The sequence below is a fragment of the Polynucleobacter sp. AP-Sanab-80-C2 genome (assembly GCF_035012965.1).
Lineage (GTDB): Bacteria > Pseudomonadota > Gammaproteobacteria > Burkholderiales > Burkholderiaceae > Polynucleobacter.
Map to the genome: position 1 here is coordinate 126,068 of NZ_JAYGQS010000001.1, position 25,276 is coordinate 151,343.

A 25,276-nucleotide genomic window follows, 5' to 3' on the forward strand; every position below is an offset into this window, starting at 1 on the left:
GGTTAAGACCCATTCAAGTCTTATGTCTTATATAAGAGTTTAGAGAGTTTAAAAAATGGGGGAAGGGGAATTAACAACTTTATATCAATTATTTAACTCTTTAAATTCAATTACTTATCAATTTTATTTTGCAATACGAAATGATTAACCATGACACGAAATTGAGTTGCCTTGTTTATATTGCACTGCATTTTACTCAGTGTAATAACATTTCACATCATGAAATATTAAACAGTCGCTATTTTGCTTTAGGAGCAATGTCTGAAGAGACTTTAAAGACCGTGGGAATAATCATCAGCTGAAACACCACAATGCCAATGAATAAGGCTTTCGGCAATCCAGCATCCATAAAGAGACCGAAGATAAAAGGTCCCACTGCTGCACCCAAATCAATGCCTGAATAAACAATTCCGTATACACGACCCGCTACGCCTTGCGGAGTTGCTTTCTTAACCAATAGATCTCGTGATGGTGCCACTACACCGTATCCAAAACCTAGCGCAAAGAAAATAATTGGAATCAGTTCAAGCGAAATAAAGCCCGTAGCTAGCAGCAAGCACATGACTACCGTCACAGATAAACAAGTTGACACTATGCGCTCTGGGGCTTGCAATTTAGCAGCTAAATACCCTCCGAACAAAACACCTCCAGCGCTACCCAATGCCAGAAGCGTAATGTAATAACTACCCGTCGTTAATGGCAACTCATAGATACTAAAGAGTGTGCTTGGGGCAAAAGACTGTAAGCTTGAAGTGGAGGCCATGCTGAAAAAAAAGAACATCCAGCAAAACCACACAGCTGGCAATTTTAAGAAAGCAAATGCACTCTCTGGTGCACCACCAGGATTGGCAGCTTGAGCACTGGCATGGCTACTCTCATGACGCTCTTTGACGTTATCTAGTAACTGGTTTTTATTAACCCAAAGAATCACGAGAATGATGGCCTCAAGCAAAGCGGCCGATAGGAAAGCAATACGCCAGTCAGAAAACTGCGCAATACCCACCATAAATGCAGGTGCGGCAGCCCACCCCAAATAACCTGTTACCCCATGCATAGAATAGGCATAAGGTAAGTTTGGTGGAGAAATTTTATGATTGATCAGAGTGTAATCAACTGGGTGAAAGATGCCGTTACCACATCCAGCAATGACAGCGCCCATGATCAACATGAGATAGCCGTTACTTTGAGAATACGTTAAGGCTGCAAGCGCAAGTAAACCGACCCCTGCAAATAAAACTGGTCTAGCCCCAATACGATCGACTAAAAATCCTGAGGATGCCTGCACAACACAGGAGACCACAAAAAAGATGGACATCAGTAAGCCAAGCTCAGCATAGCTCAGAGCAAATGCGTCCTTCAACCATGGAAACATGGGAGGAAGAACTAAATGAAAGAAGTGTGAGCTGCCGTGCGCCAGGCTAATAAGACCAATCACCCGGACATCACTGGCACGCCTACTAAGCGCAACAGTCATGTGCCGAGTTTACTGGCGCAGGAATATTCCTGCAGAAATACTATTGGAGTACTAGTGAACCTGACGAGTAAAGCTAAAGTCGCCTTTTTTATCCACATCCACTGGCACAACATCCTTAGGACCGAACTTACCCTCCAAAATCATCTTGGAAACGGGGTTCTCAATATGCTGCTGAATGGCACGCTTCAGTGGTCTCGCACCAAATACTGGATCAAAACCGACTTCCGCAATCTTGCTTAAGGCTGCATCACTAACCTCAAGCTGCATATCGACCTTAACCAAACGATCCGATAAGTTTTTGAGCAAGATCTTCGCGATATTAGCAATATTAGCCTTGTCCAAGCCATGGAACACCACAATCTCATCAATTCGATTCAAGAACTCTGGACGGAAATGATTCTTTAACTCTTCAAATACGGCTTCTTTAATTTCAGCTTGCTTCTTATCCGTCATTGACTGAATCAAATGAGAGCCAATGTTACTCGTCATCACGATCACAGTGTTCTTGAAATCTACAGTACGGCCTTGACCATCCGTTAAACGGCCATCATCAAGTACTTGCAAAAGGACGTTAAAGACATCTGGGTGCGCCTTTTCGATTTCGTCAAACAAGATGACGCTGTATAGATGACGGCGGACTTGCTCTGTTAAGTAGCCTCCCTCTTCGTAACCAACATAGCCTGGAGGCGCGCCAATCAAACGGGCAACGCTGTGCTTCTCCATGAACTCACTCATATCGATCCGAATCAAGTGGTCTTCACTATCGAATAAAAAGCCAGCTAAGGCTTTGCACAACTCTGTCTTACCAACACCTGTTGGCCCCAAGAATAAGAATGATCCATAAGGACGATTCTCTTCAGCCAAGCCAGCGCGCGAGCGACGGATAGCATCGGATACTGCACGGATAGCCTCTTCTTGGCCAACTACGCGCTTATGCAGCAACTCTTCCATCTTGAGAAGTTTGTCGCGTTCACCTTGCATCATCTTCGATACCGGAATACCCGTCGCACGAGAAACGACTTCGGCGATTTCTTCTGCGCCTACTTGAGTACGTAACAACTTGTTCTTGACAACGCCGTCTTTACCGCCCTTTGCTTCAGCAGCAGTTGCAGATTTAAGCTTCGCTTCAAGCTCTGGCAATTTGCCATATTGCAATTCAGCGACCTTCTCTAGCTTGCCTTCACGTTGCAACTTAGCAATTTCTCCGCGCACTTTCTCAATCTCTTCTTTCAAATTGGCAGCACCTAATACAGCGCCCTTCTCTGCTTTCCAGATCTCTTCTAGGTCTGCATATTCAGCACCTAGACGCTTGATCTCATCTTCAATCAAAGCAAGGCGCTTTTGTGAAGCCTCATCTTTTTCCTTCTTAACGGCCTCACGCTCAATCTTGAGCTGAATTAATCGGCGCTCTAGCTTATCCATCACCTCTGGCTTGGAATCAATTTCCATCCGAATACGTGAACCCGCCTCATCAATCAGATCAATTGCCTTATCTGGCAAGAAACGATCGGTAATATAGCGGTGGGATAACTCTGCAGCAGCAACGATCGCAGGATCGGTAATCTCAATTCCATGATGGAGCTCATAGCGTTCTTGTAATCCACGCAAGATCGCAATCGTCGCTTCAACACTGGGCTCTTCGACCATCACTTTTTGGAAGCGGCGCTCGAGTGCAGCATCCTTCTCAATGTACTTGCGGTATTCATCTAAAGTGGTCGCACCGATACAATGCAATTCACCACGCGCTAATGCAGGCTTGAGCATATTGCCAGCATCCATTGCGCCATCCCCCTTACCAGCACCTACCATCGTATGAATTTCATCGATAAAGATGATGGTTTGACCTTCGTCCTTAGCTACATCACTCAAGACCGCCTTCAGACGCTCTTCAAATTCACCTCGATACTTAGCGCCTGCTAATAGCAAAGCCATATCCAAAACTAAGACACGTTTATTTTTTAAAGTCTCAGGTACTTCGCCATTCACAATTCGCTGTGCCAAGCCTTCCACAATGGCGGTTTTACCTACACCAGGCTCACCAATCAACACTGGGTTGTTTTTACCGCGACGTTGCAAGATCTGAATGGTGCGACGAATCTCATCATCACGACCAATGACGGGGTCGAGCTTACCCATACGAGCGCGCTCAGTTAAATCGATTGTGTATTTTTTTAAGGCTTCACGTTGACCTTCAGCATCTGCACTATTCACTGATTCCCCTCCGCGTACTAAATCAATAGCCGCCTCTAACGATTTACGATTTAAACCATTCTCGCGGGCTACCTTGCCAAGCTCGCCCTTATCATCAGCCACCACTAGCAAGAACAACTCGCCAGCGATAAATTGATCATTACGCCTATTCGCCTCTTTTTCGCATAGGTTGAGCCAATTACTCAAATCACGACCCACTTGCACTTCACCACTAGTACCCTGCACTTCAGGCAAATTGCTAATGACTTTCTCCACGCCTTTTTCAAGGCCTGGAACATTGACGCCTGCACGGGTTAATAAGCTCTTTGCAGATCCATCAGAGTCACGCAACATTGCCAACAAGACATGGGCTGGCTCGATGTATTGATTATCTTTAGCTAAAGCGATGCTTTGCGCTTCACTTAAAGCCTCTTGAAATTTGGTTGTTAATTTATCTATTCTCATTTTTATGCCTCATGTATTCCATGTATTTCTATCTATAGAATATAAGGGCAATAATGACAATTTCAAGGCTATTTACGCCCTTTTTAACCCTAAATGTGAGCTATTTTGACCTGGCTTGTTTATTTACTAGAGTGCTCTGACGGTAGCTACTACGCTGGCATTACCAATCGCTTGGAGCATCGCCTGGAAGCCCATAATTCAGGGCAAGGCGCTCGCTACACCCGGTCACGAAGACCAGTTATCCTCTTGGCGACCCAAGAGCACCCAGATCGCTCAGAGGCCTCTAAGGCCGAGATGAAATTAAAACAACTGCCAAGATCAGAAAAGTTAGGATTTTTTAAATAGGACTTAAGAGGTTTTAATTCTTCTTCCAGCGCGCCATTGCAGCATCATCTGTGACACGAGCATCTACCCAGCGAGCACCCCCAGGAGTATCTTCTTTTTTCCAAAATGGGGCGGCAGTTTTTAGGTAATCCATCATAAATTCACAAGCAGCAAAAGCTTCCCCTCTGTGGGCGCTAGTTACAGCAACCAAAACGATTTGATCTTCTGGTAACAGCGGACCAACTCGATGAATGACTAGTGCTTGATATATGTCCCAGCGTGCTTTAGCTTGAGTAATGATTTCTTCTAAAGCCTTTTCGGTCATGCCGGGGTAATGCTCTAAGGTCATCTCTTTGACTTGACTGCCATCATTCATGTCGCGGACAGTGCCCAAGAAAGTGACTACTGCGCCCACTCTTGGATCGCCCTGACGAAGCGCTGCAATCTCAGCGCTCAGATCAAAATCGTTTTCTTGAATTCTGATTGGCATATTAGCCACCAGTCACCGGTGGGAAAAAAGCTACTTCAGCACCTTCTTGCAAGCTTGTATTTGCATCCACCATATGTTGATTGAGTGCGCAACGCAACGCTTTTCCTTCAGCCAATGCCTGAGCCCAAGCTCCACCGCGTTGCGCCAGAAAGATTCTGAGATCAGCGATGGTCTTAACTGTTGCTGGAGCATCAATGCTTTCTTGCGAAGTCTCGAGGGCTTCACGCAATGAGGCAAAGAATCGTAATTCAAGTTTCATTAGAGCATCGTAAACCGATTACTTAAGAAGCGCTTCAAAAGGAATGTACTTGACCATATCACCCTTTTTGATGGGCTGTCCTGGCGGGCAATCTACCAAGCCATCGCCCCATGAAGCACTAGTGAGCACTCCAGAACTTTGGTTCGGGAATAAATCTAAACCGCCCACTGCATTGATCTTTACCCGCAAGAACTCATTACGACGATCTGCTTTCAGCCAATCAAAATCAGCACGCATTAAATAAGACTGTGGCAGCTTAGCCTCACGCCCCTGCAACTTCAAAATAAAAGGGCGCACAAACAGCAGAAAGGTGACAAAGCTAGATACTGGGTTGCCAGGCAATCCAATAAACCAAGCCTCACCCTCTTTTGGCTCATCCGATTTGCGAACCGCACCAAATGCTAATGGCTTACCCGGCTTGATAGCAATCTGCCAAAGATCTAATCTACCCTCAGCATTCACTGCAGGCTTAATATGATCTTCTTCGCCAACAGACACGCCACCTGAAGTAATAATCAAATCATGATCTTTGCTTGCTTTACGCAATGCGGCGCGAGTAGCATCCAAACGATCCGGAACAATCCCCAAATCGGTAGCGTCGCAACCCAAGGATCGGAGACAGGCTAATAAGGTATCGCGATTGGAGTTGTAGATGCCACCTGGCTTTAAAGGTTCACCTGGTAAGGCTAATTCATCGCCGGTAAAAAAGGTGGCCACTTTGACGCGACGCTTCACGTTTAAGTGAGTTAATCCTGCAGATGCTGCTACACCCAACTCTTGAGGGCGCAAATATGTTCCAGCAGTTAATGCCATTTTGCCAGCGCTTAAATCCTCACCTTTGCGGCGAATCCACTGGCCTGATACTGGAGCAATATTGACCTGCACTTGATCCGCTACCCCTTCAGGAACGGCACAATCTTCTTGCATAACGACTGCGTCAGCGCCAGGAGGTATGGGAGCTCCCGTAAAAATCCGTGCTGCCGTACCAGGCTCTAGTTGAATGCCAACTGAACCTGCTGGGATGCGTTGCGCGATTCTGAGGATACTTCCAGAATTTTGGGTATCCGCAGTGCGAACCGCATAACCATCCATCGAAGTGTTATCCAGCGGTGGCACATCCACTAAGCTACTGACGTTTTCTGCAAGTACACGACCAAGTGTTGCTTGCATTGGAATGCTTTCACTCTCCTCTACTGGCTTGGCATGGGAGAGTAAGTGATCTAAAGCCTGCTGCGCAGTCAACATCGGTGGCTTAGTCATAGCAATATGGATTGTTACTTTGTGTTGATTAAAAAATCTAGTTGAGATGCGCTGTAATGAAATCTTTAACCTGATTTACATCCGCATTGATATTTTCTACGCGCTGTGGCTTTGATTTGATATCTTTAAACGCAGGCGGGCACTCGGCAGGACGACCCAAGGCTTCTTGAATCGTTTCTTCAAACTTAATGGGCAAGGCCGTCTCCAGCACCAGCATCGGAATACCAGCTTGCAAGTACTCACGCGCTACTTTGACACCATCAGCAGTATGAGTATCAATCATCACGCCATAACGTTTGTCGACATCACGAATCGTTTCTAAACGATTGCCATGAGTACTGCGTCCAGATTGGAACCCATACTTGCCAAGCTCTTTGAAGACGGCATCTTGAGAGATGTCGAAGCCACCAGTAGTATCGACTTGCTTAAACATCGCAGCAGTCGCCTTGCCGTCTTGACCCATAAAGTCGAATACAAAGCGCTCAAAGTTACTGGCCTTCGAGATATCCATTGAGGGACTAGAGGTATGCAAAGTCTCGGCAGATTTGCGCGCACGATAAACACCCGTGCGGAAGAACTCATCGAGCACATCGTTCTCATTTGTAGCGACGATCAAATGCTCAATTGGTAATCCCATCATGCGGGCGATATGACCAGCGCAAACATTACCGAAGTTGCCAGATGGCACAGTAAAGGAGACTTTTTCAGAGCTAGCGTTGGTTGCTAGCAGATAGCCTTGGAAGTAATACACCACCTGCGCAACAACGCGCCCCCAATTGATAGAGTTCACGGTGCCAATTTGCTGCTGAGCTTTAAAAACAAGGTCGTTACTCACCGCCTTGACAATATCCTGGCAGTCATCAAAGACTCCGGCTACTGCTAAGTTAAAAATATTGGGGTCCTGCAAAGAATACATTTGGGCAGATTGAAATGCGCTCATCTTGCCGCGCGGTGAAAGCATGAATACCTTCACGCCCTCTTTGCCGCGCATTGCATATTCGGCAGCACTACCAGTATCGCCAGAAGTGGCACCCAAGATATTCAGTTTCTGGCCAGCGCGCTTTAGCGCGTATTCAAAAAGATTGCCGAGTAACTGCATCGCCATATCTTTAAAGGCGAGAGTTGGGCCATTAGAGAGACTCAATAAGCCAATACGTGTGCCATGCTCTTCACCCAACCAATGCAAAGGCGTAATATCTTTCGCATTATCTTGTGGACGACCATTGCAATAGACTTGCTCGGTATAGGTTTTGCGCAGCAGTGCACGCAAATCAGCCTCAGGAATATCGTCGCAATACAAACTCAACACCTCATAGGCTAGGTCTGCGTAAGATAAACCGCGCCATGAATCTAACTGCTCCGCAGTCACCTTTGGGTATTGCGTCGGCAAATACAGGCCGCCATCTGGCGCCAACCCACCTAACAAAATTTCTAAGAAGGATTGTTCTGGGCTATTGCCACGAGTAGATTGGTAACGCATAGATTAAATTAAGACAGATTTTCTAAACGAATCTTCACTACTTCACCAGCAACCGTCTTGAGATTCTGAATCTCTTTGATTGCGGCAAGCATGTTCTTCTCTTTGGTTTCGTGAGTTAAGGCCACTAAGTCAGTCTGACTTTCACCTTCATCAGCTTCTTTTTGCAAGAGCGCATCAATAGAAACGCCATGGGAAGCCAAGATCTTCGTAATATCAGCGAGCACACCTGCCTGATCAGCTACGCGCATACGTAAGTAGTAGCTGGTCGTGATCTCGCCAATCGGCAATATAGGGGTGTTTTGGACTGCATCTGGTTGAAATGCCAAGTATGGAACACGATGTTCAGGATCTGCACTTAATAAACGAGTGATATCAACCAGGTCGGCAATTACTGCGGAAGCGGTTGGCTCTGAACCAGCACCTTTACCGTAGTAGAGGGTAGTGCCAACAGCATCGCCAAATACTTGGACCGCATTCATGGCTCCCTCTACGTTTGCAATTAAACGCTTAGCAGGAATTAAAGTGGGATGCACACGTAACTCGACGCCCGTTGGTGTTTTCTTAGCAATACCGAGTAGCTTGATGCGATACCCCAATTGCTCAGCATAGCGAATATCAATCGCCGCTAGCTTAGTAATACCTTCAACATGTGCCTTATCAAATTGCATTGGAATACCAAATGCAATTGCACTCATGATGGTTGCTTTATGAGCAGCATCAATACCTTCAATATCGAAGGTTGGATCCGCTTCTGCGTAACCTAAGCGTTGCGCTTCTTTAAGAACAGTTTCAAAGTCCAAGCCTTTGTCCCGCATTTCAGAAAGAATGAAATTGGTAGTACCGTTGATGATGCCTGCAATCCATTCAATACGATTGGCCGTTAAGCCTTCACGCAAAGCTTTAATAATCGGAATACCGCCAGCAACTGCTGCCTCAAATGCAACCATCACACCCTTGGCGTGCGCTGCTTTAAATATCTCATTGCCATGAACCGCAATTAAAGCCTTGTTAGCCGTTACCACGTGTTTGCCAGCTGCAATTGCCTCTAAAACCAAGTCCTTAGCGATGCCATAGCCGCCAATCAGCTCAACCACGATATCAATCTCTGGGTTATTGATCACGGCACGAGCATCGTTGACGATCTGCGCACGATCTTTAACGATCTCTTTGGCGCGCTCTACATTTAGATCAGCAACGGTATGAATGCGAATGCCACGACCGGCACGACGAGTGATTTCATCTTGGTTACGCTCTAGAACAGTAAATACACCACCACCTACGGTGCCAATACCTAAGAGACCTACTTGAATCGGTTTCATGATGCCTTTGCAGCGGTTGAAGAAGCCTTACGACCATGCTTATTACGATAACGCTCCAGAAAACGCGCCAGGCGACCAATCGCCTCCGTGAGCACGTCTTCATGAGGTAAAAACACTACGCGGAAGTGATCAGGTTTACCCCAGTTAAAACCGGAACCCTGTACTAACAATACCTTTTCCTCTTTAAGAAGATCGGCAACAAACTGTTGATCATCTTTAATGGGATAAACCTCAGAATCCAACTTCGGAAATAAATACAGAGCTGACTTGGGTTTTACGCAAGTGACGCCAGGAATTTCTGTGATGAGTTTCCAAGCAAGATCGCGCTGCTTTGCAAGCCGACCGCCTTCGCTAACTAAGTCGTTAATACTTTGATATCCGCCTAATGCAGTTTGAATGGCGTATTGGCCCGGTACGTTTGCACACAAGCGCATCGAGGCCAACATATTGAGACCTTCGATATAGTCCCGCACCATTTCTTTATCACCAGAAACCACCATCCAGCCTGCGCGGTAGCCGCATGAGCGGTAGTTCTTAGATAGCCCGTTAAAAGTAATGATGACAACATCATGAGACAGGGATGCAAGCGAGATATGTTTCTCACCATCGTACAACATCTTGTCGTAAATCTCATCAGCAAACAAAATTAAACCGTGCTCGCGAGCAATTTGCGTCAACTCAAGCAACACTTCTTTAGAATAAATCGCACCAGTTGGATTATTTGGGTTAATGACCACAATCGCTTTAGTACGAGGGGTAATTTTTTTGCGCAGATCATTTAAGTCTGGCGCCCAATCTTTTGACTCATCACACAGATAATGAACGGGTGTGCCGCTGGATAAACTCACAGCAGCAGTCCATAGTGGGTAGTCTGGCGTAGGCACCAACACTTCGTCGCCATCATTCAGAAGGGCGTTCATGGAAAGTACGATGAGCTCAGACACACCGTTACCGGTATAAACATCATCTAATGCCACACCCTGAATACCCTTTTCTTGGCAGTACTGCATGATGGCCTTACGTGCCGCAAAAATACCTTTGGAATCAGAATAAGCAGAGGCATTACTCAAATTGCGGATCATGTCCAACTGAATCTCTTCGGGAGGATCGAAACCGAAAACCCCGACGTTTCCGATGTTTAATTTGATGATTTTGTGACCTTCTTCCTCCATGCGCTGAGCAAGCTCGAGCACTGGACCACGAATGTCGTAACAAACGTTATCGAGTTTTTGGGACTTTAGGATGGGTTTCACAATAAATTAAAGGGTAAGTTCTTGAAATCTTGGAAAAAACAGCTAGCTATAATCCACATAATTATGACAGAGAGTCCACTTGAAGCTTCAATCTGACCCCCATTCTGGAGGCAATTCGATTACCGGCTATGGCGATGGCTACGTAGAGATCAACAAGGTCCCATATGCCCATGCGGTCTTATTGAGCTCAGACGGGGCTATTTCAGAGTGGCCCGCAAAGTCCTTTGATGACCTAGAAGCCAGCCATTTCACCCAAATGGTCGATCTCAAGCCTGAATTGATTCTCATTGGGACCGGCAGTCGCCAACACTTTCCTAAGCCAGAACTCCTAAAAGCCCTGATTCAAGCCAAAATTGGCTTTGAAATCATGGATTCTCAAGCTGCCTGTCGTACTTACAACATCTTGGTAGGTGAAGGGCGTCAAGTCCTCTTAGCCTTGATCGTGGAGCCGACTTAATGCAGTTTGGGCAAATTCGGCAATCTTCTGCCCTGCACCCCAGCAAAATGTTGCTGTTAATACTCATTTATGCCCTGCTCTGGTTTGGCACTCTGAACTATCGCCACCTCATTCCATCCGATGAAGGACGTTATGCAGAAATCGCCAGAGAGATGTTGGTCACTGGTGATTGGGTAACACCGCGCTACAACGGCTACAAGTATTTTGAGAAACCGCCACTCCAAGCTTGGGCAACTGCAGCAGCATTTAAAGTATTTGGTATTGGTGATTGGCAAGCAAGGCTCTGGACAGCACTCACTGGATTTCTGACCATTCTCGCCATTGGCTTTACTGGCGCTCGCATCTTTAATGCGAGAGCAGGTTGGTTGGCTGCAGTCGTTTTAGCATCAAATCCAATGTGGATCATTAGCGGCCACTTTAATTCTCTCGACATGGGGCTCTCTTCTTTTTTAGTGGCGGCGCTTTGCAGCTTATTGCTGGCACAAACTGCTCAGAGTAAATCCAGTTGTCGCAATTGGATGTGGGCTTGCTGGGTGTTTATGGCACTGGCTACCTTATCAAAAGGCGTGATTGGCGCAGCCATCCCAGCCATGGTTTTTATCGCCTACTCTGTTAGCACTTGGGATTGGAAAATTTGGACTCGCTTACGTTTGTTTAGTGGGTTGATTTTGTTCTTAGCTATTACAGCACCTTGGTTTATTTTGGTGGCACAACGTAATCCCGAGTTCCTAGAATTTTTCTTTATTCACGAACACCTACAACGATTTACACAGGATGCCCATAGTAGAACTGGTCCCATCTATTACTTCGTACCACTGCTATTAATCGGCATACTTCCTTGGGTATTACAAATCCCCGGGGCACTGACACAGGCTTGGCAAGAACGCAGACGAGAGTTCTCCAGCGGATGGTTACTGGTGTGCTGGTTTGTAGTGATCTTTGCGTTCTTCAGCGTGTCCCGCTCCAAGCTTCCTGGTTATATCATCCCGATCTTTCCTGCACTAGCCCTATTGATTGGTAATCGCTTAGATCGTTTATTAGGTCAAACGAACTCCATGGCAATCCCTTGGAAATTACAAACCCTTGGATTTGCTCTGCTGGGTTGTATAGGCTTTTTCTTCTTATCAGAAATTAGCAAGCAAGCAAGGCCTGATGAAATTGAATCCTATGCGCAATATACCCAATGGGTCATTGCTGCATTAGTTGCGCTCATTATCTTTAGCTCGTATGCAGCTCTGCAATCTAAACGCAATGGCATCCAAAGCATTGTGAGTTTTGCCTGTGGCTTTTTCTTGTGCGCCATCATCGCTGGAACTGGTCATGAAACTTTGGGGCGTGCAGTATCAGGCATTGATCTCGTTAACCGCGTCAAAATATCTATTCCAGAAAAAGTCAATTTCTACTCTGTGCGCCTACTAGATCACACTGTCCCGTTTTATCTTGGTAGAACTATGATCATGGTCGAATCACCTGATGAGCTGGAATTTGGTGTTAATCAAGAACCTGATCTGTGGATGCCGACCCTCGATGCTTTCATTACTCGTTGGAAAGAAGATCAAACCGCCTATGCACTGATGGTTCCCGAGCAATATATTGCTCTGCAGGACTTAAAGATACCGATGCAAGAAGTAGATCGTGATTCTCGTCGAGTGATTGTCAAACATCCAGAAACTACAAGTAGCTCGCAGCAATCAAAGTAATATAAGCGTTATGGCAAACCCTGCACCTACTTCCACCCCCGAATTTATTCCGTTTACGCGCCCCAGCTTTAATCAAGAAACGATTGATGCCGTTGCTGAGGTATTGCGCTCGGGCTGGGTAACCTCGGGGCCAAAGCTAGCGGAGTTCGAGGCAGCCCTTAGTGACTACTTTGGTGGTCGCCCGGTGCGTTGTTTTGCTAATGGCACGGCAACCATGAAGATTGCATTGCAAGTGGCTGGTATTGGCGAGGGCGATGAAGTAATTACCACACCGATATCTTGGGTAGCCACTTCGAATGTGATTTTAAGTGTTGGTGCCAAACCAATCTTTGTAGATGTTGATCCTGTTACCCGCAATATTGATTTCAATAAAGTAGCTACTGCAATCACTCCCAAGACTCGCGCCATCATGCCAGTGTATTTGGCTGGCTTACCAGTTGATATGGATCAGCTCTACGCATTAGCCAAGCAATACAAGCTGCGCGTGATTGAAGATGCTGCACAAGCGTTTGGATCGCAATGGAAAGGCAAGAAGATTGGTAGCTTTGGCGATCTAGTGAGCTTTAGTTTCCAAGCCAATAAGAATCTCAGTACGGTTGAAGGTGGTTGTCTCGTACTCAATAATGCAGATGAAGCCAAGCTTGCTGAAAAGTTTCGTCTACAGGGTTTAACTCGTCAAGGCATGGATGGCATGGATGTGGATGTGTTGGGCGGCAAAGATAATTTGACCGACGTTAATGCGGTCATTGGCTTACAACAACTCAAACAATTGCCAGCTTATCAAACACGTCGCGCTACACTTGCACATCAATACTTTGACGTGATCCGTACCGAACTCAAATCTGCAGACCTGGATCATCTTAAGTTAGAGCTTCCAGTTGAAAATTTCACAGAGAGTAATTGGCACATGTATCAAGTAGTGCTGCCACTAGATCAACTCAATTGTGATCGCGCCCAAGTCATGATGGAATTAAAAGCCCTCGGCATTGGCACTGGTGTGCACTACCCTGCCATCACCGGCTTTACTCTGTACAAAGATCAAGGCTATAAAACGAGTGATACTCCTATTGCAGAACGTATTGGTCGCTCTATTCTCACTCTTCCACTATTTCCTGGAATGGCCGATGAGGATATTCGTCGTATAGCCAGTGGATTAGTCGGAATCCTCAAGAAACACCGTAAAAACTAGTCTTATTGGGTTAAATCCCCAGAATCAGGCAAAATTGCAACATGACCGCAAATTTAGCTGCCAATCCAAAACTCAGCATCGTTATTCCCGTTTACAACGAAGAAGACGGTCTTCAGGCTTTATTTGATCGCCTTTATCCTGCATTAGATGCGCTCGCTACCAAACGCAATGTTGCATATGAGATTATTTTTGTAAACGATGGCAGTAAGGATCGCTCAGCAGGGATTCTGGCTAGACAAGTGGAGTTGCGTCCTGACGTTACACGTGCAGTGTTATTTCATAGCAACTTTGGCCAGCACATGGCCATCATGGCTGGTTTTGAATACGCGAAAGGTGAACACATCATCACCTTGGATGCAGATTTACAAAATCCTCCCGAAGAAATTGATGCGCTCACTGAGCAATTGCTAAAGGGTCATGATTACGTCGGCACTATTCGTGCAGATCGTCGCGATAGCTTCTTCAGAAAATATGCCTCACGCGCGATGAATCGTTTACGTGAAAATATTACCCGTATCACAATGACCGATCAGGGCTGCATGCTGCGGGGCTATAGCCGTCGCATTGTTGATCTCGTTCGTCAATGTGACGAGAACAATACCTTTATTCCTGCGCTGGCTTATACCTTTGCTGCCAACCCCATTGAAATAAGCGTCAAGCATGAAGAGCGCTTCGCTGGTGAATCCAAATACAGCCTTTATCAACTGATTCGGTTGAACTTTGATTTGGTTACTGGCTTTTCTATCATACCTTTGCAGATCTTCTCGATTCTGGGCATGTTACTGTCGCTCGCTGCCGGCAGCTTGTTTGCATACCTATTGGTGCGCCGCTTTGTTTTAGGTGCAGAGGTTGAGGGTGTCTTCACCCTCTTTGCGCTCACTTTCTTCTTAATTGGTGTGATGCTCTTTGGCCTTGGTCTTTTGGGTGAATATATTGGCCGCATCTATCAGCAGATCCGTAATCGCCCACGTTATGTGGTGCAAACCGTTTTAGAGAAAAAATAATTGCACGCTGTCGTATTCGCATATCACGATGTTGGCGTTAATTGCCTCAAAGCACTTCTTAATGCGGGTATCCAAGTTGATCTGGTAGTTACTCACGAAGACGACCCCAATGAGAATGTCTGGTTCGCTAGCGTCGCCAAACTCTGTACTGAAAAAAATATTCCTTACATCACGCCAAGTGCTAGCGAGTTAAATGATTTAACTCCTAAGCTTCAAGCGCTATCGCCTGACTATATCTTTTCCTTCTACTACCGCCATATGATTCCGGCGCAAATTTTGGCTTGCGCCAAGATTGCCGCAATCAATATGCATGGCTCATTACTGCCGAAGTTCCGAGGTCGAGCTCCAGTCAATTGGGCAATCTTGCATGGCGAGACAGAAACTGGTGCCACCCTCCATGTCATGGAAGTCAAACCAGATGCTGGTGACATTGTTGGACAAGTAAAGGTCACCATTGGTCCAGACGAAACCGCGACAGATGTCTTTGGTAAAGTCAGTGAAGCTGCTGTAGCAGTGATCAACCAAGTTCTGCCAGAGCTCCTCCAAGGCAAAGTTCCCCGCAAGCCCAATGAACTCCAAAAAGGCAGTTATTTTGGCGGCAGAAAGCCTGCTGATGGGCAAATTCACTGGAATCAGAGTGCACAGCAAGTCCATAACCTCGTGAGAGCCGTTGCACCCCCTTATCCAGGCGCTTTTACTGAGCACAATGGCGCAACCATGATCCTAGTCCGCACTAGCCTGAAAGGCTCCTTTCCAGCCAAGCTCGATCTTAGTGCTACTGGTATCCAAGTGGTTGATAATCGGGTATTCGGCATTTGTGGCGACCACCAAGCAGTTGAAGTCTTGGAATGGTTTCCAGCAAGCAAATAGGCATTAAATACAAATTAGATTAAAACAAGGTAGTAGAGATGAAAAAAGTACTCATTCTTGGTGTTAACGGTTTTATCGGTCACCACCTTTCCAAACGCATTCTGGAGACAACCGATTGGGATGTCTATGGCATGGATATGCAGAATGATCGCCTGGGTGATTTGATCAATCACCCTCGCATGCACTTCTTTGAAGGTGATATCACCATCAATAAAGAGTGGGTTGAATATCACATTCGCAAATGTGACGTTATCCTCCCTTTGGTTGCGATTGCTACACCGGCAACTTACGTACAACAACCACTTAAAGTATTTGAGCTCGACTTCGAAGCCAACCTGCCGATCGTGCGCTCTGCTGTTAAATATAAAAAGCACCTGGTCTTCCCATCGACCTCTGAGGTTTATGGCATGTGTGAAGACAGCGAATTTGATCCGTCTCAATCAAATATGGTTTACGGTCCAATCAATAAACCCCGCTGGATCTATGCTTGCTCCAAGCAATTGATGGATCGCGTGATTTGGGGTTACGGTATGGAAGGCTTACGCTTTACCCTCTTCCGCCCATTTAACTGGATTGGTCCTGGACTCGACAGTATCTACACACCAAAAGAAGGCTCCTCCCGCGTAGTGACTCAGTTCTTGGGTCACATCGTGCGTGGCGAACCTATTAATCTAGTAGATGGTGGCGCACAGAAACGTGCTTTTACTTATATTGATGATGGTATCGACGCACTCATGCGCATCATCGCCAATAAAGATGATGTTGCTAATGGCAAGATCTACAACATTGGCAACCCAAAGAACAATCACTCTGTCCGTGAATTAGCAAATCAAATGCTCGAGATTGCCCATAGCATCCCTGAGTACGCCAAAACAGCGAATGACGTCAAGATAGTGGAAACAACCTCTGGAGCATATTACGGCGAAGGCTATCAAGATGTTCAGAACCGCGTACCAGCGATTGACAACACTATGAGTGAATTGGGTTGGAAACCGACTACGCCAATGACAGATGCCCTCAAGAATATTTTTGAAGCTTATCGTCAAGACGTGGAAAAAGCCCGATCTTTAGTCGACAAAGAATAAGCAGAACTAGATTCAAGGATTCATGGCTAAGATTGCTCTCAAGGTTGATGTTGATACCTTACGTGGCACCAAAGAAGGTGTCCCTAATCTAGCTAGAACCCTTGAGCGTTTTGGCTTAAAGGCCACCTTCCTATTTAGCCTTGGACCAGATCACACTGGCTGGGCCTTAAAAAGAGTTTTTCGCCCCGGCTTTCTAAAAAAAGTGAGTCGTACTTCTGTCGTAGATCACTACGGTATTAAAACTCTGCTCTATGGCGTTCTTCTTCCTGGCCCAGACATTGGTAATAAAGCAGCTGCAGAAATGCGCGCAATTGATCAAGCTGGACATGAAACTGGTATACACACTTGGGACCACGTTGCATGGCAAGATGCTGTGCGCAATCAAGACTCCGGATGGACTAAGGCGATGATGCAAAAAAGCTGGGATCGCTTTGTCGAGATCTTTGGTCACACTCCAGTAACATATGGTGCAGCAGGCTGGCAAATGAACGAAGCCGCTTTTGAGCAGCTCGATCAATGGGGGATTACATATTCCTCTGACGGAAGAGCAGAGCCGAACTTGATACCGTATCGCCTAGGACTTACTTCAGGTAAGGCAAAACATGTGCAGTACCCAACCACGCTACCGACTTTTGATGAACTCATCGGGATCGATGATGCCGATGAGTTTGGGGCTGTCAAAAAACTCCTTGAAATTACCCAAAGCAATCCCAATGACCAAGTCTTCACCCTGCATGCAGAATTAGAGGGTCAGAAGCTACTACCAGCGTTTGAACAACTATTGGCTGGATGGCTCAATCAAGGTCATGACCTAGTCACCATGGGCGAGTTACACCAATCCTGGAAAGCCACCAATCAACTGGATAAAATAGCGGTATTGCCACTCACCTGGGGTGAGATACCCAATCGAAGTGGCGAACTGATTATTCAGCATCATTAAGCAAGTAAAACCAAGAGACAAATTACAAAGGATCATCATGACAGTAGCAATCGGCCAAGCAATTCCAACATGCGCTATTCCGGCGACATCAAACCTCACTTTTTCTCCGGCATCTGCTAAAGGAAAAAAACTGGTTCTCTACTTTTATCCAAAAGATATGACGCCAGGCTGCACTGCCGAGTCGGGTGAGTTTCGCGACAACATCGAAGCCTTTACTAAAGCAAATACCTTGGTGGTTGGCGTCTCTCGCGATAGCCTCAAGTCGCATGACAATTTCCGTAGCAAGTTACAACTGCCATTTGAACTAGTTGCCGATACCGAAGAAAAGCTCTGTCAACTCTTTGGAGTCATCAAGATGAAGAATATGTATGGCAAACAGGTCCGCGGAATTGAGCGCAGCACCTTCCTGTTTGACTCTACTGGGACGTTAGTAAAAGAGTGGCGCGGCCTAAAGGTTCCTGGTCATGTGACAGAGGTATTACAAGCGGCTCAAGCTACCAAATAATTTTTGCAACAATTTGTTCTCGGGTGCTTGCAAAGCCCAAAATTTGGGGTAAAGTAAAGTCATATGCACCGTAAACGACGGGAAAGTCTGACAATCCGTTTGAATCAGAAACCTGAGTATCTGAGTTCAGGTTCGGGGAGCAACCCCCTCCATTTTTTTGAAGTCCTTGCAACTAGTTTCGTAATAAACCGTCAACGCACTCCGCTTGGCGGTTTTTTCTTTTAGGAGAGCCTGCATGCCATTGCCACCCATCCCAACTCAAATTGCTGATCAAGTGAAGCTCAGTCGGAAAGATACTCCCGACTTAAAGAAGCGCCCAGCTCCAGCAAAACCAGTGGTGGTAGAAACCTCTGATTGGGTAAACGATGTCGAGGAAGATTTATCTGCAGCAGAAGTAGCTCTAGAAAAAATTAAAGCAGACCGCAGCCCCACCCGAAATGAAAATCATGTAGCAACTCCTGCAAAACCAAAACGTGTCATTCGTACAGGACCCCCAAGTTTATTTGTACTCGATACCAACGTCTTGATGCATGATCCAAGTTCTTTATTCCGCTTCTCGGAGCATGACCTTTTCTTACCTATGACCACTCTGGAAGAGTTGGACAATCATAAAAAAGGAATGACCGAAGTAGCCCGCAATGCACGTACTGTCAGCCGCTCTCTCGATCAGTTGGTTGCCGGTACTAGCGGCACCTTAGATGACGGTATCCCGCTCAACAAACTTGGCAACCAAGATGTTTCCGGACGCCTGTATTTCCAAACCAAACTTGCTACTCAAGCTTTGCCAGAGGGACTGCCCGAAGGTAAGGGCGATAACATGATTTTGGCTGTGGTTAGCGAACTTCAAAAAACGCGCAATGGTCAAGAAGTAGTCTTGGTATCCAAAGACATCAACATGCGTATTAAGGCGCGTGCTTTGGGCTTGCCCGCTGAAGATTATTTCAACGACCAGGTACTTGAAGATCGTGACTTAATGTACTCAGGCGTCATGTCATTGCCTGCAGACTTCTGGCCAAAGCATGGCAAAGATATGGAAAGCTGGTCTGATTCAAAATCAGGCACGATGTTCTATAGAGTTACTGGACCATCTGTGCCAAGCATGCTAGTCAATCAATTTGTTTATCAAGAAAATCCAGACGGCTCTACACCGTTCTATGCCCACGTACGAGAAATCAATGGCAGAACTGCTCTCTTGCAAACCCTCAGAGACTTTTCTCACCAGAAGAACAATGTATGGAGTGTTACTGCACGTAATCGTGAGCAAAACTTTGCGATGAACTTACTGATGAACCCTGATGTAGATTTTGTAACGCTCCTAGGGCAAGCTGGTACTGGCAAAACCTTGTTAGCTCTAGCAGCAGGCCTTGAGCAAGTCCTAGATAGCAAACGTTATAACGAGATCATCATTACCCGCGCCACCGTTCCCGTTGGCGAAGATATAGGCTTCTTGCCTGGTACCGAGGAAGAGAAAATGCAACCTTGGATGGGTGCCTTTGATGACAATCTAGAAGTGTTGCAACGTAACGATGATGCTGGTGAGTGGGGTCGTGCTGCTACTCAAGAGCTCATTCGCTCACGGATTAAAGTCAAGAGCATGAACTTCATGCGCGGTAGAACCTTTGTAAGTAAATTTGTGATCATTGATGAAGCGCAAAACTTAACACCAAAGCAAATGAAAACCCTCGTAACGCGTGCGGGCCCAGGAACGAAGATTGTTTGCCTAGGTAATATTGCACAGATTGATACACCTTACTTGACGGAAGGTTCATCTGGTCTTACTTATGTCGTTGACCGTTTTAAAGGTTGGCGCCATGGCGGCCATGTGACCCTAGCGCGCGGCGAGCGCTCACGTCTTGCGGATCATGCTGCCGACGCGCTCTAAGCAAACCCGGTCATGCCGCACTCTCATTGGGTGCGGCATTTTTATTTGTTCGATCCTGGCATTATCGGGATGCAGTACATTCAGCAGTAAAGCAGGCCCATCAAAAGTGGCGCAATTCAAACAAGACACTAGTGTCGGCACCGAGGATATCTCTATTGCAGCCGTAGGCTTAGTAGATGTTCCCTATCGTTATGGGGGCAATACGCCCAAGGGTGGCTTTGATTGCAGCGGCCTCATTGTTTATGTTTATAACAAAGCGGCGGATATTAAATTACCCCGCACCATCCAACAAATGAGTACTCAAGGCAGGAGTGTTGAGAACCAACCACCAGCACCAGGTGACTTAGTGTTTTTCAATACCACCGGTGAAAAATACTCGCACGCTGGCATCTATGTGGGGCAAGGAAGGTTTGTGCATGCGCCAAGTGCAGGCGGCACTGTACGCCTCGACTACATTACCGCACCCTATTGGGCTGCTAAGTTTACTGAGGCTCGTCGGATAGCACCCTAAGCTCTCTATCACTATAGGATAAATAGCATTTACCCTATATTTCCCAATAGCTTAATTTTGATTAGAGTATCGTTTTAAGAAAGTCATTCATTGAAGTATTCACAAAAGGGGTCACTATGAAGAAAATCGTCATCGCTTTATGCATCGCATTGAGTTTTACACTTCCCACCTATGCTTTTGCCGATCAGGCAGCCTGTGAAGCAAAAGCTGTGAGCAAGGATGGTAAGCCTTTATATGGCGCCGCTAAAGATGCCTCCATTAAAAAATGTATGGGCGATGCAAAACCCAATGATTGTGAAGCAAAAGCGGTCAGCAAGGATGGTAAGCCACTATATGGCGCTGCTAAGGCTGCTTCCATTAAGAAATGTGAAGGCGGAAAGTAAGTGATTCGGTTGAGCGCACTACCTCAGTAAAAAAGCCTCGCAATGCGAGGCTTTTTGATGTGTTCATTCTTCATCGATATTTTAGAACGGCTCATAACCGCCAGAAGAGTAGCCGATAGATCCCATCGCTAAGTTATCGAACTTGGTATATGGGCCTTGCCAGCTCAATCTAACTGTACCAATGGGCCCGTTACGCTGCTTGCCGATAATAATCTCAGCCATACCTTTATCGGTCGTAGTATCAGGGTGATACACCTCATCGCGATAAATAAACATAATCAAGTCAGCATCTTGCTCGATCGCGCCTGACTCGCGCAGGTCAGACATGATTGGGCGCTTATTAGGACGTTGCTCCAAACCACGATTTAACTGTGAGAGCGCCACTACTGGGCACTGCAATTCTTTTGCAAGCGATTTAAGGGAGCGGGAGATTTCTGAGATCTCAGTTGCGCGGTTCTCTGAACCGGAGCCACTCATCAACTGCAAGTAGTCAATCACTACTAAACCAAGAGTGCCGCCAAAGTTTCTGGCAATTCGGCGCGCGCGCGTGCGCAACTCTAGACTTGATAAGGAGCCAGTCTCATCAATCAAAATTTGTGTATTACTTAACCGGGCAATTGCATCAGTCACGCGTGGCCACTCATCATCTTGCAGCTTACCGGTACGCATACGACCTTGATCAACGCGCCCTACTGAACCGAGGAGGCGTGATGCCAATTGTTCACCTGACATCTCCATCGAGAACACGACCACAGGCAAACCTTCTGCGAGAGCAACGTTCTCGGCAATATTCAATGCAAAAGCCGTCTTACCCATCGAAGGCCTTCCGGCAACAATGACTAAGTCACCTTTTTGTAAACCACTGGTTTGCTTATCCAAATCAATAAAGCCTGTGGCAATACCAGTGATGTCGCTACCACCTTGGCGGTTGTATAGCTCGTCAATACGTGCCACAACCGAGCGTAAGAGTGGTTCGATCTCGAGGTAATCTGCTTTGCGACTACCTTCTTCACCGATTTGCAAAATACGAGCCTCTGCCTCATCCAATAGTGTTCTCACTGGACGGCCCTCTGTAACAAAAGCAGAGTTCACAATGCTGTCTGAAACTTCAATTAAGCGACGCAGAATGCTGCGGTCACGAACGATATCAGCGTAGCCTTTAATGTTTGCCGCACTCGGTGTGTTCTGCGCTAATGAATTGAGGTAATCAACGCTAACCAAATCGCCACCCTGCTCAGACTTAATTGCATCATGAACAGTAATGACGTCGGCGGGATGGTTGTCGCTAACTAAACGTGCAATGACTTTATAAATCAATGCATGCTCAGGGCGATAGAAATCTTTATCGTTTAAGACTCCACCCAGGTTGTCCCAAGAGGAGTTATCGATCAGTAGACCGCCGAGCAATGATTGCTCGGCTTCTACAGAATGGGGTGGAACTTTTAAGGCCTGCACGACTGCATCCCCAGAACCCATCATGCCGGGATTCAGCGTCACGGAACGTGAACGGGATTCAGCCATGAGGCTAGCGAAGTTCCTAAAGCCTGAGTTTTAAAACTTAAGCTTGCTCGCCAACTACACGAATCGTGATGTCAGCCACTACGTCGGTATGTACAGCAACCGCAACAGGATGATCACCAACCATTTTCAATGGGCCAGTTGGCATACGAATTGAAGCCTTTTCAATCGTGAAGCCTTTCGCTTTCAATGCATCAGCGATGTCATGGTTAGTTACAGAACCAAACAAACGACCGTCAACACCTGCTTTTTGACCGATTTCGAGAACCAAGTCTTTGAGCTTCACGCCAACTGCTTGGGCAGCAGCCAATTTCTCAGCAGCCAATTTTTCTAACTCGGCACGACGTATTGCAAAATCAGCGATTGCTGCTTCAGTTGCACGACGAGCTTTACGTTGCGGGATTAGGAAGTTACGAGCGAAACCGTCTTTAACACGAACGACGTCACCGAGGTTGCCCAAGTTGGTTACTTTTTCTAAAAGAATAATTTGCATTGAGGGCTCCCAATTATTTTCTATGTTGATCGGAGAATGGCAGCAAAGCCAAGAAACGAGCACGCTTGATAGCAGTGTCTAACTGACGCTGATACTTTGCTTTTGTGCCTGTCAAACGAGCAGGAGTGATCTTGGCGTTTTCGCCAATGAAGTCCTTCAATGTATCTACATCTTTGTAGTCGATTTGCTCAACGCCACCAACAGTGAAACGGCAATAACGCTTACGCTTGAACAATGGGTTCTGAGCTGGTTTCTTTTTGAAATCGGGTTTCTTTCCAAACGCCATGATGATTTCCTCTTTAATTTTTCAATTGAATATGGGTAATATGGAAAACAAGTCTTTGATTACGTAGAGTCTTCGGTGCTAAGAATCCTTCAAACACTGCCTCAACTCCTAAATCCATTCGCTCTAGATCCTTTTGTATGGGGCCAATTGCTATGGCTTCAACGCTCATCTGAATTTTCCTTGCCACTCCTACCTCGTTCGCTTCGCCACGATGTTCTAGCTGGCAATGCATCACTGGTATTCCTGCAGGCGTAAATCGAATCGCGTCTTTAGAAACTAAGATTGCAGTGAGGGTGAAATGATTCAACGCCGCTCCGCTTATCTAATACGTTTTCTAGTCTGTGTATTCCTCTTCAAATTTCTAACTTAGGCTACCGCTGTAGGAGCGTCGGCTTGAGCTGATTTGCGAGCTTCTTCACGTTGCACTTCTTTCATCATGATGGAAGGCTCTGTTTCAGCTTTCTTAGTCTTGATAATGAGGTGACGCAAAACAGCATCGTTAAATTTGAACGCATGCTCAAGTTCTTCCAGAGTTTTCTGGTCGCACTCAATGTTCATGCAAACGTAGTGGGCTTTAGCAAGCTTGTCGATCATGTAAGCCATCTGACGACGACCCCAGTCTTCCATACGATGAATTTTGCCGCCCGCAGCTGCTAATGTAGCTTTGTAACGATCGATCATCGCTGGCACTTGCTCGCTTTGGTCCGGATGGACGATAAAGACGATTTCATAATGACGCATCAAACACTCCTTTAGGATTAAGTCACCTGGGCGTCTGCCAATTTCTGATGGTTTTGAAATTAGCGCCAGTGTGACAAGGTAGTAACAAATTGTAAGTACTGCTCACAACACTTTTTAAGTCCTCACCTAAATTCAGGCAAGACCGCTATTCTAGCAAAAAAATCCTGCCAAGTCAGGGATTTAGGGTTTGCTTTGTGATCTTTTTCAGCATTTAAAGCCAGCTGCAGGGCAATCCTCGCTCTGGGAGCAGAAAGAACCCCTGCCAGTTCACAAGAAAGCTCATCTTTTGAGGCTACAGTTGCTCCAGCACCAGTTCGGGACGTTCTGACCAAAGCGATGCCCTGCATTTGAGCCTTTTTCAAAGGCTCAAGCCAAGTTTTATGAAAACCACCTAAACCAGTGCCAGCCAAAACCAAGCCCTGGACACCTGCGCCAACAAGCGCCTCAACTGTCTGCCCCCGCGCTCCAGCGTGACTAGTCAGAATATCTACCCATGGCCAAACCTCAGGAATGGGCAAATCCTCAACTGAGGCAGCCTGAATTGCCTTTACCCTAGAAAGCCAAGAGGGGTTTATCAAGCCTATAGGGCTGTTGGGCGAGTCCATCAGTGGCGCATTTAACGCCGAACTATGGCGTTTAGCCAAATCCCGCGCCAAGCAAACTTTGCCGGCAAATACTGCAAATACCCCGCCAGGACAGTTTTCAGGTGCGGTTGATGCCCATTTCAAGGCATCCAAGAGGTTTGCTGGACCATCTGCTTGAGGTGCATTTGCAGGCAGCATGGCGCCAACTAAGACCACCCTTTTGCCTAATTTTTCAGCAAGCCTGCCACAGGTAGCATGTAAGAAAAACCCAGTTTCTTCAATGGTGTCGGTACCATGAGTAATCACTACGCCTTTTACAGCAGGATTTTGAAGAGATTCTTTAACTGTATTGCCTATCAGGGTGAGTAAATCCTCACTAAGATCACGACTATCGATATTGGCAAGCTGTTGAGAGACTATTTTTACAGCATCTGGAATACTTTCCTGAATCTTTGCCAAGAGGGCCTCAATACCAACTTGGCCCGATTGATATGCAGTCGGATTGGCAGGATCAGAGGCTAAACCAGCAATGGTTCCACCCACCCCCAAAACCAAAATATGGGGGATATTTTCAGGATTGCCATGGATCGAGTTCATACCCCATTATCTCCCTA

Annotated in this window: 25 protein-coding genes and 1 pseudogene; 12 read left to right on the forward strand and 14 right to left on the reverse strand. The window is 46.3% G+C overall.

Translation table 11 applies throughout. The features are described from left to right. Positions 1-238: 238 nt before the first annotated feature. Both VC178_RS00625 and clpB read right to left on the reverse strand, forming a co-directional pair. Positions 239-1,474 (reverse strand): MFS transporter, encoded by a 1,236-nt coding sequence (locus tag VC178_RS00625; RefSeq protein WP_323481238.1) that lies wholly within the window; start codon positions 1,472-1,474, stop codon positions 239-241. A 51-nt stretch (positions 1,475-1,525) separates the two neighbouring features. Then, positions 1,526-4,129: an ATP-dependent chaperone ClpB gene (gene clpB / locus VC178_RS00630; RefSeq protein WP_323481239.1), complete on the reverse strand. Its 2,604-nt coding sequence runs from the start codon at positions 4,127-4,129 to the stop codon at positions 1,526-1,528. A 105-nt stretch (positions 4,130-4,234) separates the two neighbouring features. Between clpB and VC178_RS00635 the strand changes: the two genes are divergently transcribed. Then, positions 4,235-4,474, forward strand: coding sequence for a GIY-YIG nuclease family protein (locus VC178_RS00635; protein ID WP_216124422.1), 240 nt, complete (start codon positions 4,235-4,237; stop codon positions 4,472-4,474). Positions 4,475-4,487: 13 nt separating this feature from the next. Here VC178_RS00635 and moaE read toward each other — a convergent pair whose 3' ends face one another. The 6 genes from moaE to VC178_RS00665 are packed head-to-tail and all read right to left on the reverse strand — an operon-like array spanning position 4,488 to position 10,514. After that, the gene (gene moaE / locus VC178_RS00640) at positions 4,488-4,943 is read right to left on the reverse strand and encodes a molybdopterin synthase catalytic subunit MoaE (RefSeq protein ID WP_215296455.1); all 456 of its coding nucleotides are present in this window, start codon (positions 4,941-4,943) and stop codon (positions 4,488-4,490) included. Between the two features lies 1 nt (position 4,944). Beyond that, on the reverse strand, positions 4,945-5,202 hold the full coding sequence (gene moaD, locus VC178_RS00645; protein WP_215296454.1) for a molybdopterin converting factor subunit 1: 258 nt from the start codon (positions 5,200-5,202) through the stop codon (positions 4,945-4,947). Positions 5,203-5,220: 18 nt separating this feature from the next. Next, complete coding sequence (glp, locus tag VC178_RS00650; protein ID WP_416350526.1) at positions 5,221-6,447, reverse strand: gephyrin-like molybdotransferase Glp; 1,227 nt, start codon at positions 6,445-6,447, stop codon at positions 5,221-5,223. A gap of 52 nt (positions 6,448-6,499) precedes the next feature. Then, positions 6,500-7,942 (reverse strand): threonine synthase, encoded by a 1,443-nt coding sequence (thrC, locus tag VC178_RS00655; protein WP_323481241.1) that lies wholly within the window; start codon positions 7,940-7,942, stop codon positions 6,500-6,502. 8 nt (positions 7,943-7,950) lie between these two features. Then, a complete protein-coding gene (locus VC178_RS00660; RefSeq protein WP_215296452.1) occupies positions 7,951-9,261 on the reverse strand; it encodes a homoserine dehydrogenase in 1,311 nt (436 codons plus the stop codon). Continuing rightward, positions 9,258-10,514 carry a pyridoxal phosphate-dependent aminotransferase gene (locus tag VC178_RS00665; protein ID WP_323481242.1) on the reverse strand — a complete coding sequence of 419 codons (1,257 nt, stop codon included), beginning with the start codon at positions 10,512-10,514 and terminating at the stop codon, positions 9,258-9,260. The genes VC178_RS00660 and VC178_RS00665 overlap by 4 nt, the downstream gene beginning before the upstream one ends. Positions 10,515-10,593: 79 nt before the next feature. On the opposite strand from VC178_RS00665, the gene VC178_RS00670 reads away from it, so the two are divergent. From VC178_RS00670 to VC178_RS00720, 11 genes and pseudogenes are all read left to right on the forward strand, one after another. Further along, positions 10,594-10,971: an Mth938-like domain-containing protein gene (locus VC178_RS00670; RefSeq protein WP_215319763.1), complete on the forward strand. Its 378-nt coding sequence runs from the start codon at positions 10,594-10,596 to the stop codon at positions 10,969-10,971. Next, positions 10,971-12,671, forward strand: a complete 1,701-nt coding sequence (locus VC178_RS00675; protein WP_323481243.1) for a glycosyltransferase family 39 protein — start codon at positions 10,971-10,973, stop codon at positions 12,669-12,671. Before VC178_RS00670 ends, VC178_RS00675 begins: the two co-directional genes overlap by 1 nt. Positions 12,672-12,681: 10 nt before the next feature. Beyond that, positions 12,682-13,860, forward strand: a complete 1,179-nt coding sequence (locus tag VC178_RS00680) for a DegT/DnrJ/EryC1/StrS aminotransferase family protein (protein ID WP_323481244.1) — start codon at positions 12,682-12,684, stop codon at positions 13,858-13,860. Between the two features lie 41 nt (positions 13,861-13,901). Further along, positions 13,902-14,864, forward strand: coding sequence for a glycosyltransferase (locus tag VC178_RS00685; protein WP_323481245.1), 963 nt, complete (start codon positions 13,902-13,904; stop codon positions 14,862-14,864). After that, on the forward strand, positions 14,865-15,734 hold the full coding sequence (locus VC178_RS00690) for a formyltransferase (RefSeq protein WP_323481246.1): 870 nt from the start codon (positions 14,865-14,867) through the stop codon (positions 15,732-15,734). 38 nt (positions 15,735-15,772) lie between these two features. After that, entirely contained in the window at positions 15,773-16,819 is a 1,047-nt protein-coding gene (locus VC178_RS00695) for a bifunctional UDP-4-keto-pentose/UDP-xylose synthase (RefSeq protein ID WP_323481247.1), read from the forward strand. Between the two features lie 22 nt (positions 16,820-16,841). Continuing rightward, a complete protein-coding gene (locus tag VC178_RS00700; protein ID WP_323481248.1) occupies positions 16,842-17,759 on the forward strand; it encodes a polysaccharide deacetylase family protein in 918 nt (305 codons plus the stop codon). A 37-nt stretch (positions 17,760-17,796) separates the two neighbouring features. Then, entirely contained in the window at positions 17,797-18,264 is a 468-nt protein-coding gene (locus VC178_RS00705) for a peroxiredoxin (protein WP_215296443.1), read from the forward strand. A gap of 235 nt (positions 18,265-18,499) precedes the next feature. Continuing rightward, positions 18,500-20,146 carry a PhoH family protein gene (locus VC178_RS00710; protein ID WP_215296442.1) on the forward strand — a complete coding sequence of 549 codons (1,647 nt, stop codon included), beginning with the start codon at positions 18,500-18,502 and terminating at the stop codon, positions 20,144-20,146. 106 nt (positions 20,147-20,252) lie between these two features. Continuing rightward, positions 20,253-20,654: pseudogene (locus tag VC178_RS00715) on the forward strand (C40 family peptidase); the annotation flags it as partial. 119 nt (positions 20,655-20,773) lie between these two features. Then, complete coding sequence (locus tag VC178_RS00720) at positions 20,774-21,040, forward strand: hypothetical protein (protein WP_323481249.1); 267 nt, start codon at positions 20,774-20,776, stop codon at positions 21,038-21,040. A gap of 81 nt (positions 21,041-21,121) precedes the next feature. Here the strand turns inward: VC178_RS00720 and dnaB are convergent, their stop codons facing one another. The 6 genes from dnaB to VC178_RS00750 all read right to left on the reverse strand — a co-directional run bounded on the left by dnaB (position 21,122) and on the right by VC178_RS00750 (position 25,259). Next, positions 21,122-22,561 (reverse strand): replicative DNA helicase, encoded by a 1,440-nt coding sequence (gene dnaB, locus VC178_RS00725; RefSeq protein WP_370625657.1) that lies wholly within the window; start codon positions 22,559-22,561, stop codon positions 21,122-21,124. 37 nt (positions 22,562-22,598) lie between these two features. Beyond that, complete coding sequence (gene rplI / locus VC178_RS00730) at positions 22,599-23,051, reverse strand: 50S ribosomal protein L9 (RefSeq protein WP_215296439.1); 453 nt, start codon at positions 23,049-23,051, stop codon at positions 22,599-22,601. A 13-nt stretch (positions 23,052-23,064) separates the two neighbouring features. Next, positions 23,065-23,337 carry a 30S ribosomal protein S18 gene (rpsR, locus tag VC178_RS00735; protein WP_215296438.1) on the reverse strand — a complete coding sequence of 91 codons (273 nt, stop codon included), beginning with the start codon at positions 23,335-23,337 and terminating at the stop codon, positions 23,065-23,067. Between the two features lie 13 nt (positions 23,338-23,350). After that, on the reverse strand, positions 23,351-23,644 hold the full coding sequence (gene priB / locus VC178_RS00740) for a primosomal replication protein N (RefSeq protein ID WP_215319753.1): 294 nt from the start codon (positions 23,642-23,644) through the stop codon (positions 23,351-23,353). A 59-nt stretch (positions 23,645-23,703) separates the two neighbouring features. Continuing rightward, complete coding sequence (rpsF, locus tag VC178_RS00745) at positions 23,704-24,078, reverse strand: 30S ribosomal protein S6 (RefSeq protein WP_215296436.1); 375 nt, start codon at positions 24,076-24,078, stop codon at positions 23,704-23,706. A gap of 122 nt (positions 24,079-24,200) precedes the next feature. Continuing rightward, positions 24,201-25,259: an asparaginase gene (locus VC178_RS00750; RefSeq protein ID WP_323481250.1), complete on the reverse strand. Its 1,059-nt coding sequence runs from the start codon at positions 25,257-25,259 to the stop codon at positions 24,201-24,203. Between the last annotated feature and the right edge of the window lie 17 nt (positions 25,260-25,276).

Bases quoted from the DNA above. Each gene is read 5' to 3' on its own strand.
- VC178_RS00625 (WP_323481238.1), bottom strand. From the start codon at position 1,474: ATGACTGTTGCGCTTAGTAGGCGTGCCAGTGATGTCCGGGTGATTGGT.
- clpB (WP_323481239.1), bottom strand. From the start codon at position 4,129: ATGAGAATAGATAAATTAACAACCAAATTTCAAGAGGCTTTAAGTGAA.
- moaE (WP_215296455.1), bottom strand. From the start codon at position 4,943: ATGCCAATCAGAATTCAAGAAAACGATTTTGATCTGAGCGCTGAGATT.
- moaD (WP_215296454.1), bottom strand. From the start codon at position 5,202: ATGAAACTTGAATTACGATTCTTTGCCTCATTGCGTGAAGCCCTCGAG.
- glp (WP_416350526.1), bottom strand. From the start codon at position 6,447: ATGTTGACTGCGCAGCAGGCTTTAGATCACTTACTCTCCCATGCCAAG.
- thrC (WP_323481241.1), bottom strand. From the start codon at position 7,942: ATGCGTTACCAATCTACTCGTGGCAATAGCCCAGAACAATCCTTCTTA.
- VC178_RS00660 (WP_215296452.1), bottom strand. From the start codon at position 9,261: ATGAAACCGATTCAAGTAGGTCTCTTAGGTATTGGCACCGTAGGTGGT.
- VC178_RS00675 (WP_323481243.1), top strand. From the start codon at position 10,971: ATGCAGTTTGGGCAAATTCGGCAATCTTCTGCCCTGCACCCCAGCAAA.
- VC178_RS00680 (WP_323481244.1), top strand. From the start codon at position 12,682: ATGGCAAACCCTGCACCTACTTCCACCCCCGAATTTATTCCGTTTACG.
- VC178_RS00685 (WP_323481245.1), top strand. From the start codon at position 13,902: ATGACCGCAAATTTAGCTGCCAATCCAAAACTCAGCATCGTTATTCCC.
- VC178_RS00695 (WP_323481247.1), top strand. From the start codon at position 15,773: ATGAAAAAAGTACTCATTCTTGGTGTTAACGGTTTTATCGGTCACCAC.
- VC178_RS00700 (WP_323481248.1), top strand. From the start codon at position 16,842: ATGGCTAAGATTGCTCTCAAGGTTGATGTTGATACCTTACGTGGCACC.
- VC178_RS00705 (WP_215296443.1), top strand. From the start codon at position 17,797: ATGACAGTAGCAATCGGCCAAGCAATTCCAACATGCGCTATTCCGGCG.
- VC178_RS00710 (WP_215296442.1), top strand. From the start codon at position 18,500: ATGCCATTGCCACCCATCCCAACTCAAATTGCTGATCAAGTGAAGCTC.
- VC178_RS00720 (WP_323481249.1), top strand. From the start codon at position 20,774: ATGAAGAAAATCGTCATCGCTTTATGCATCGCATTGAGTTTTACACTT.
- dnaB (WP_370625657.1), bottom strand. From the start codon at position 22,561: ATGGCTGAATCCCGTTCACGTTCCGTGACGCTGAATCCCGGCATGATG.
- rplI (WP_215296439.1), bottom strand. From the start codon at position 23,051: ATGCAAATTATTCTTTTAGAAAAAGTAACCAACTTGGGCAACCTCGGT.
- rpsR (WP_215296438.1), bottom strand. From the start codon at position 23,337: ATGGCGTTTGGAAAGAAACCCGATTTCAAAAAGAAACCAGCTCAGAAC.
- rpsF (WP_215296436.1), bottom strand. From the start codon at position 24,078: ATGCGTCATTATGAAATCGTCTTTATCGTCCATCCGGACCAAAGCGAG.
- VC178_RS00750 (WP_323481250.1), bottom strand. From the start codon at position 25,259: ATGAACTCGATCCATGGCAATCCTGAAAATATCCCCCATATTTTGGTT.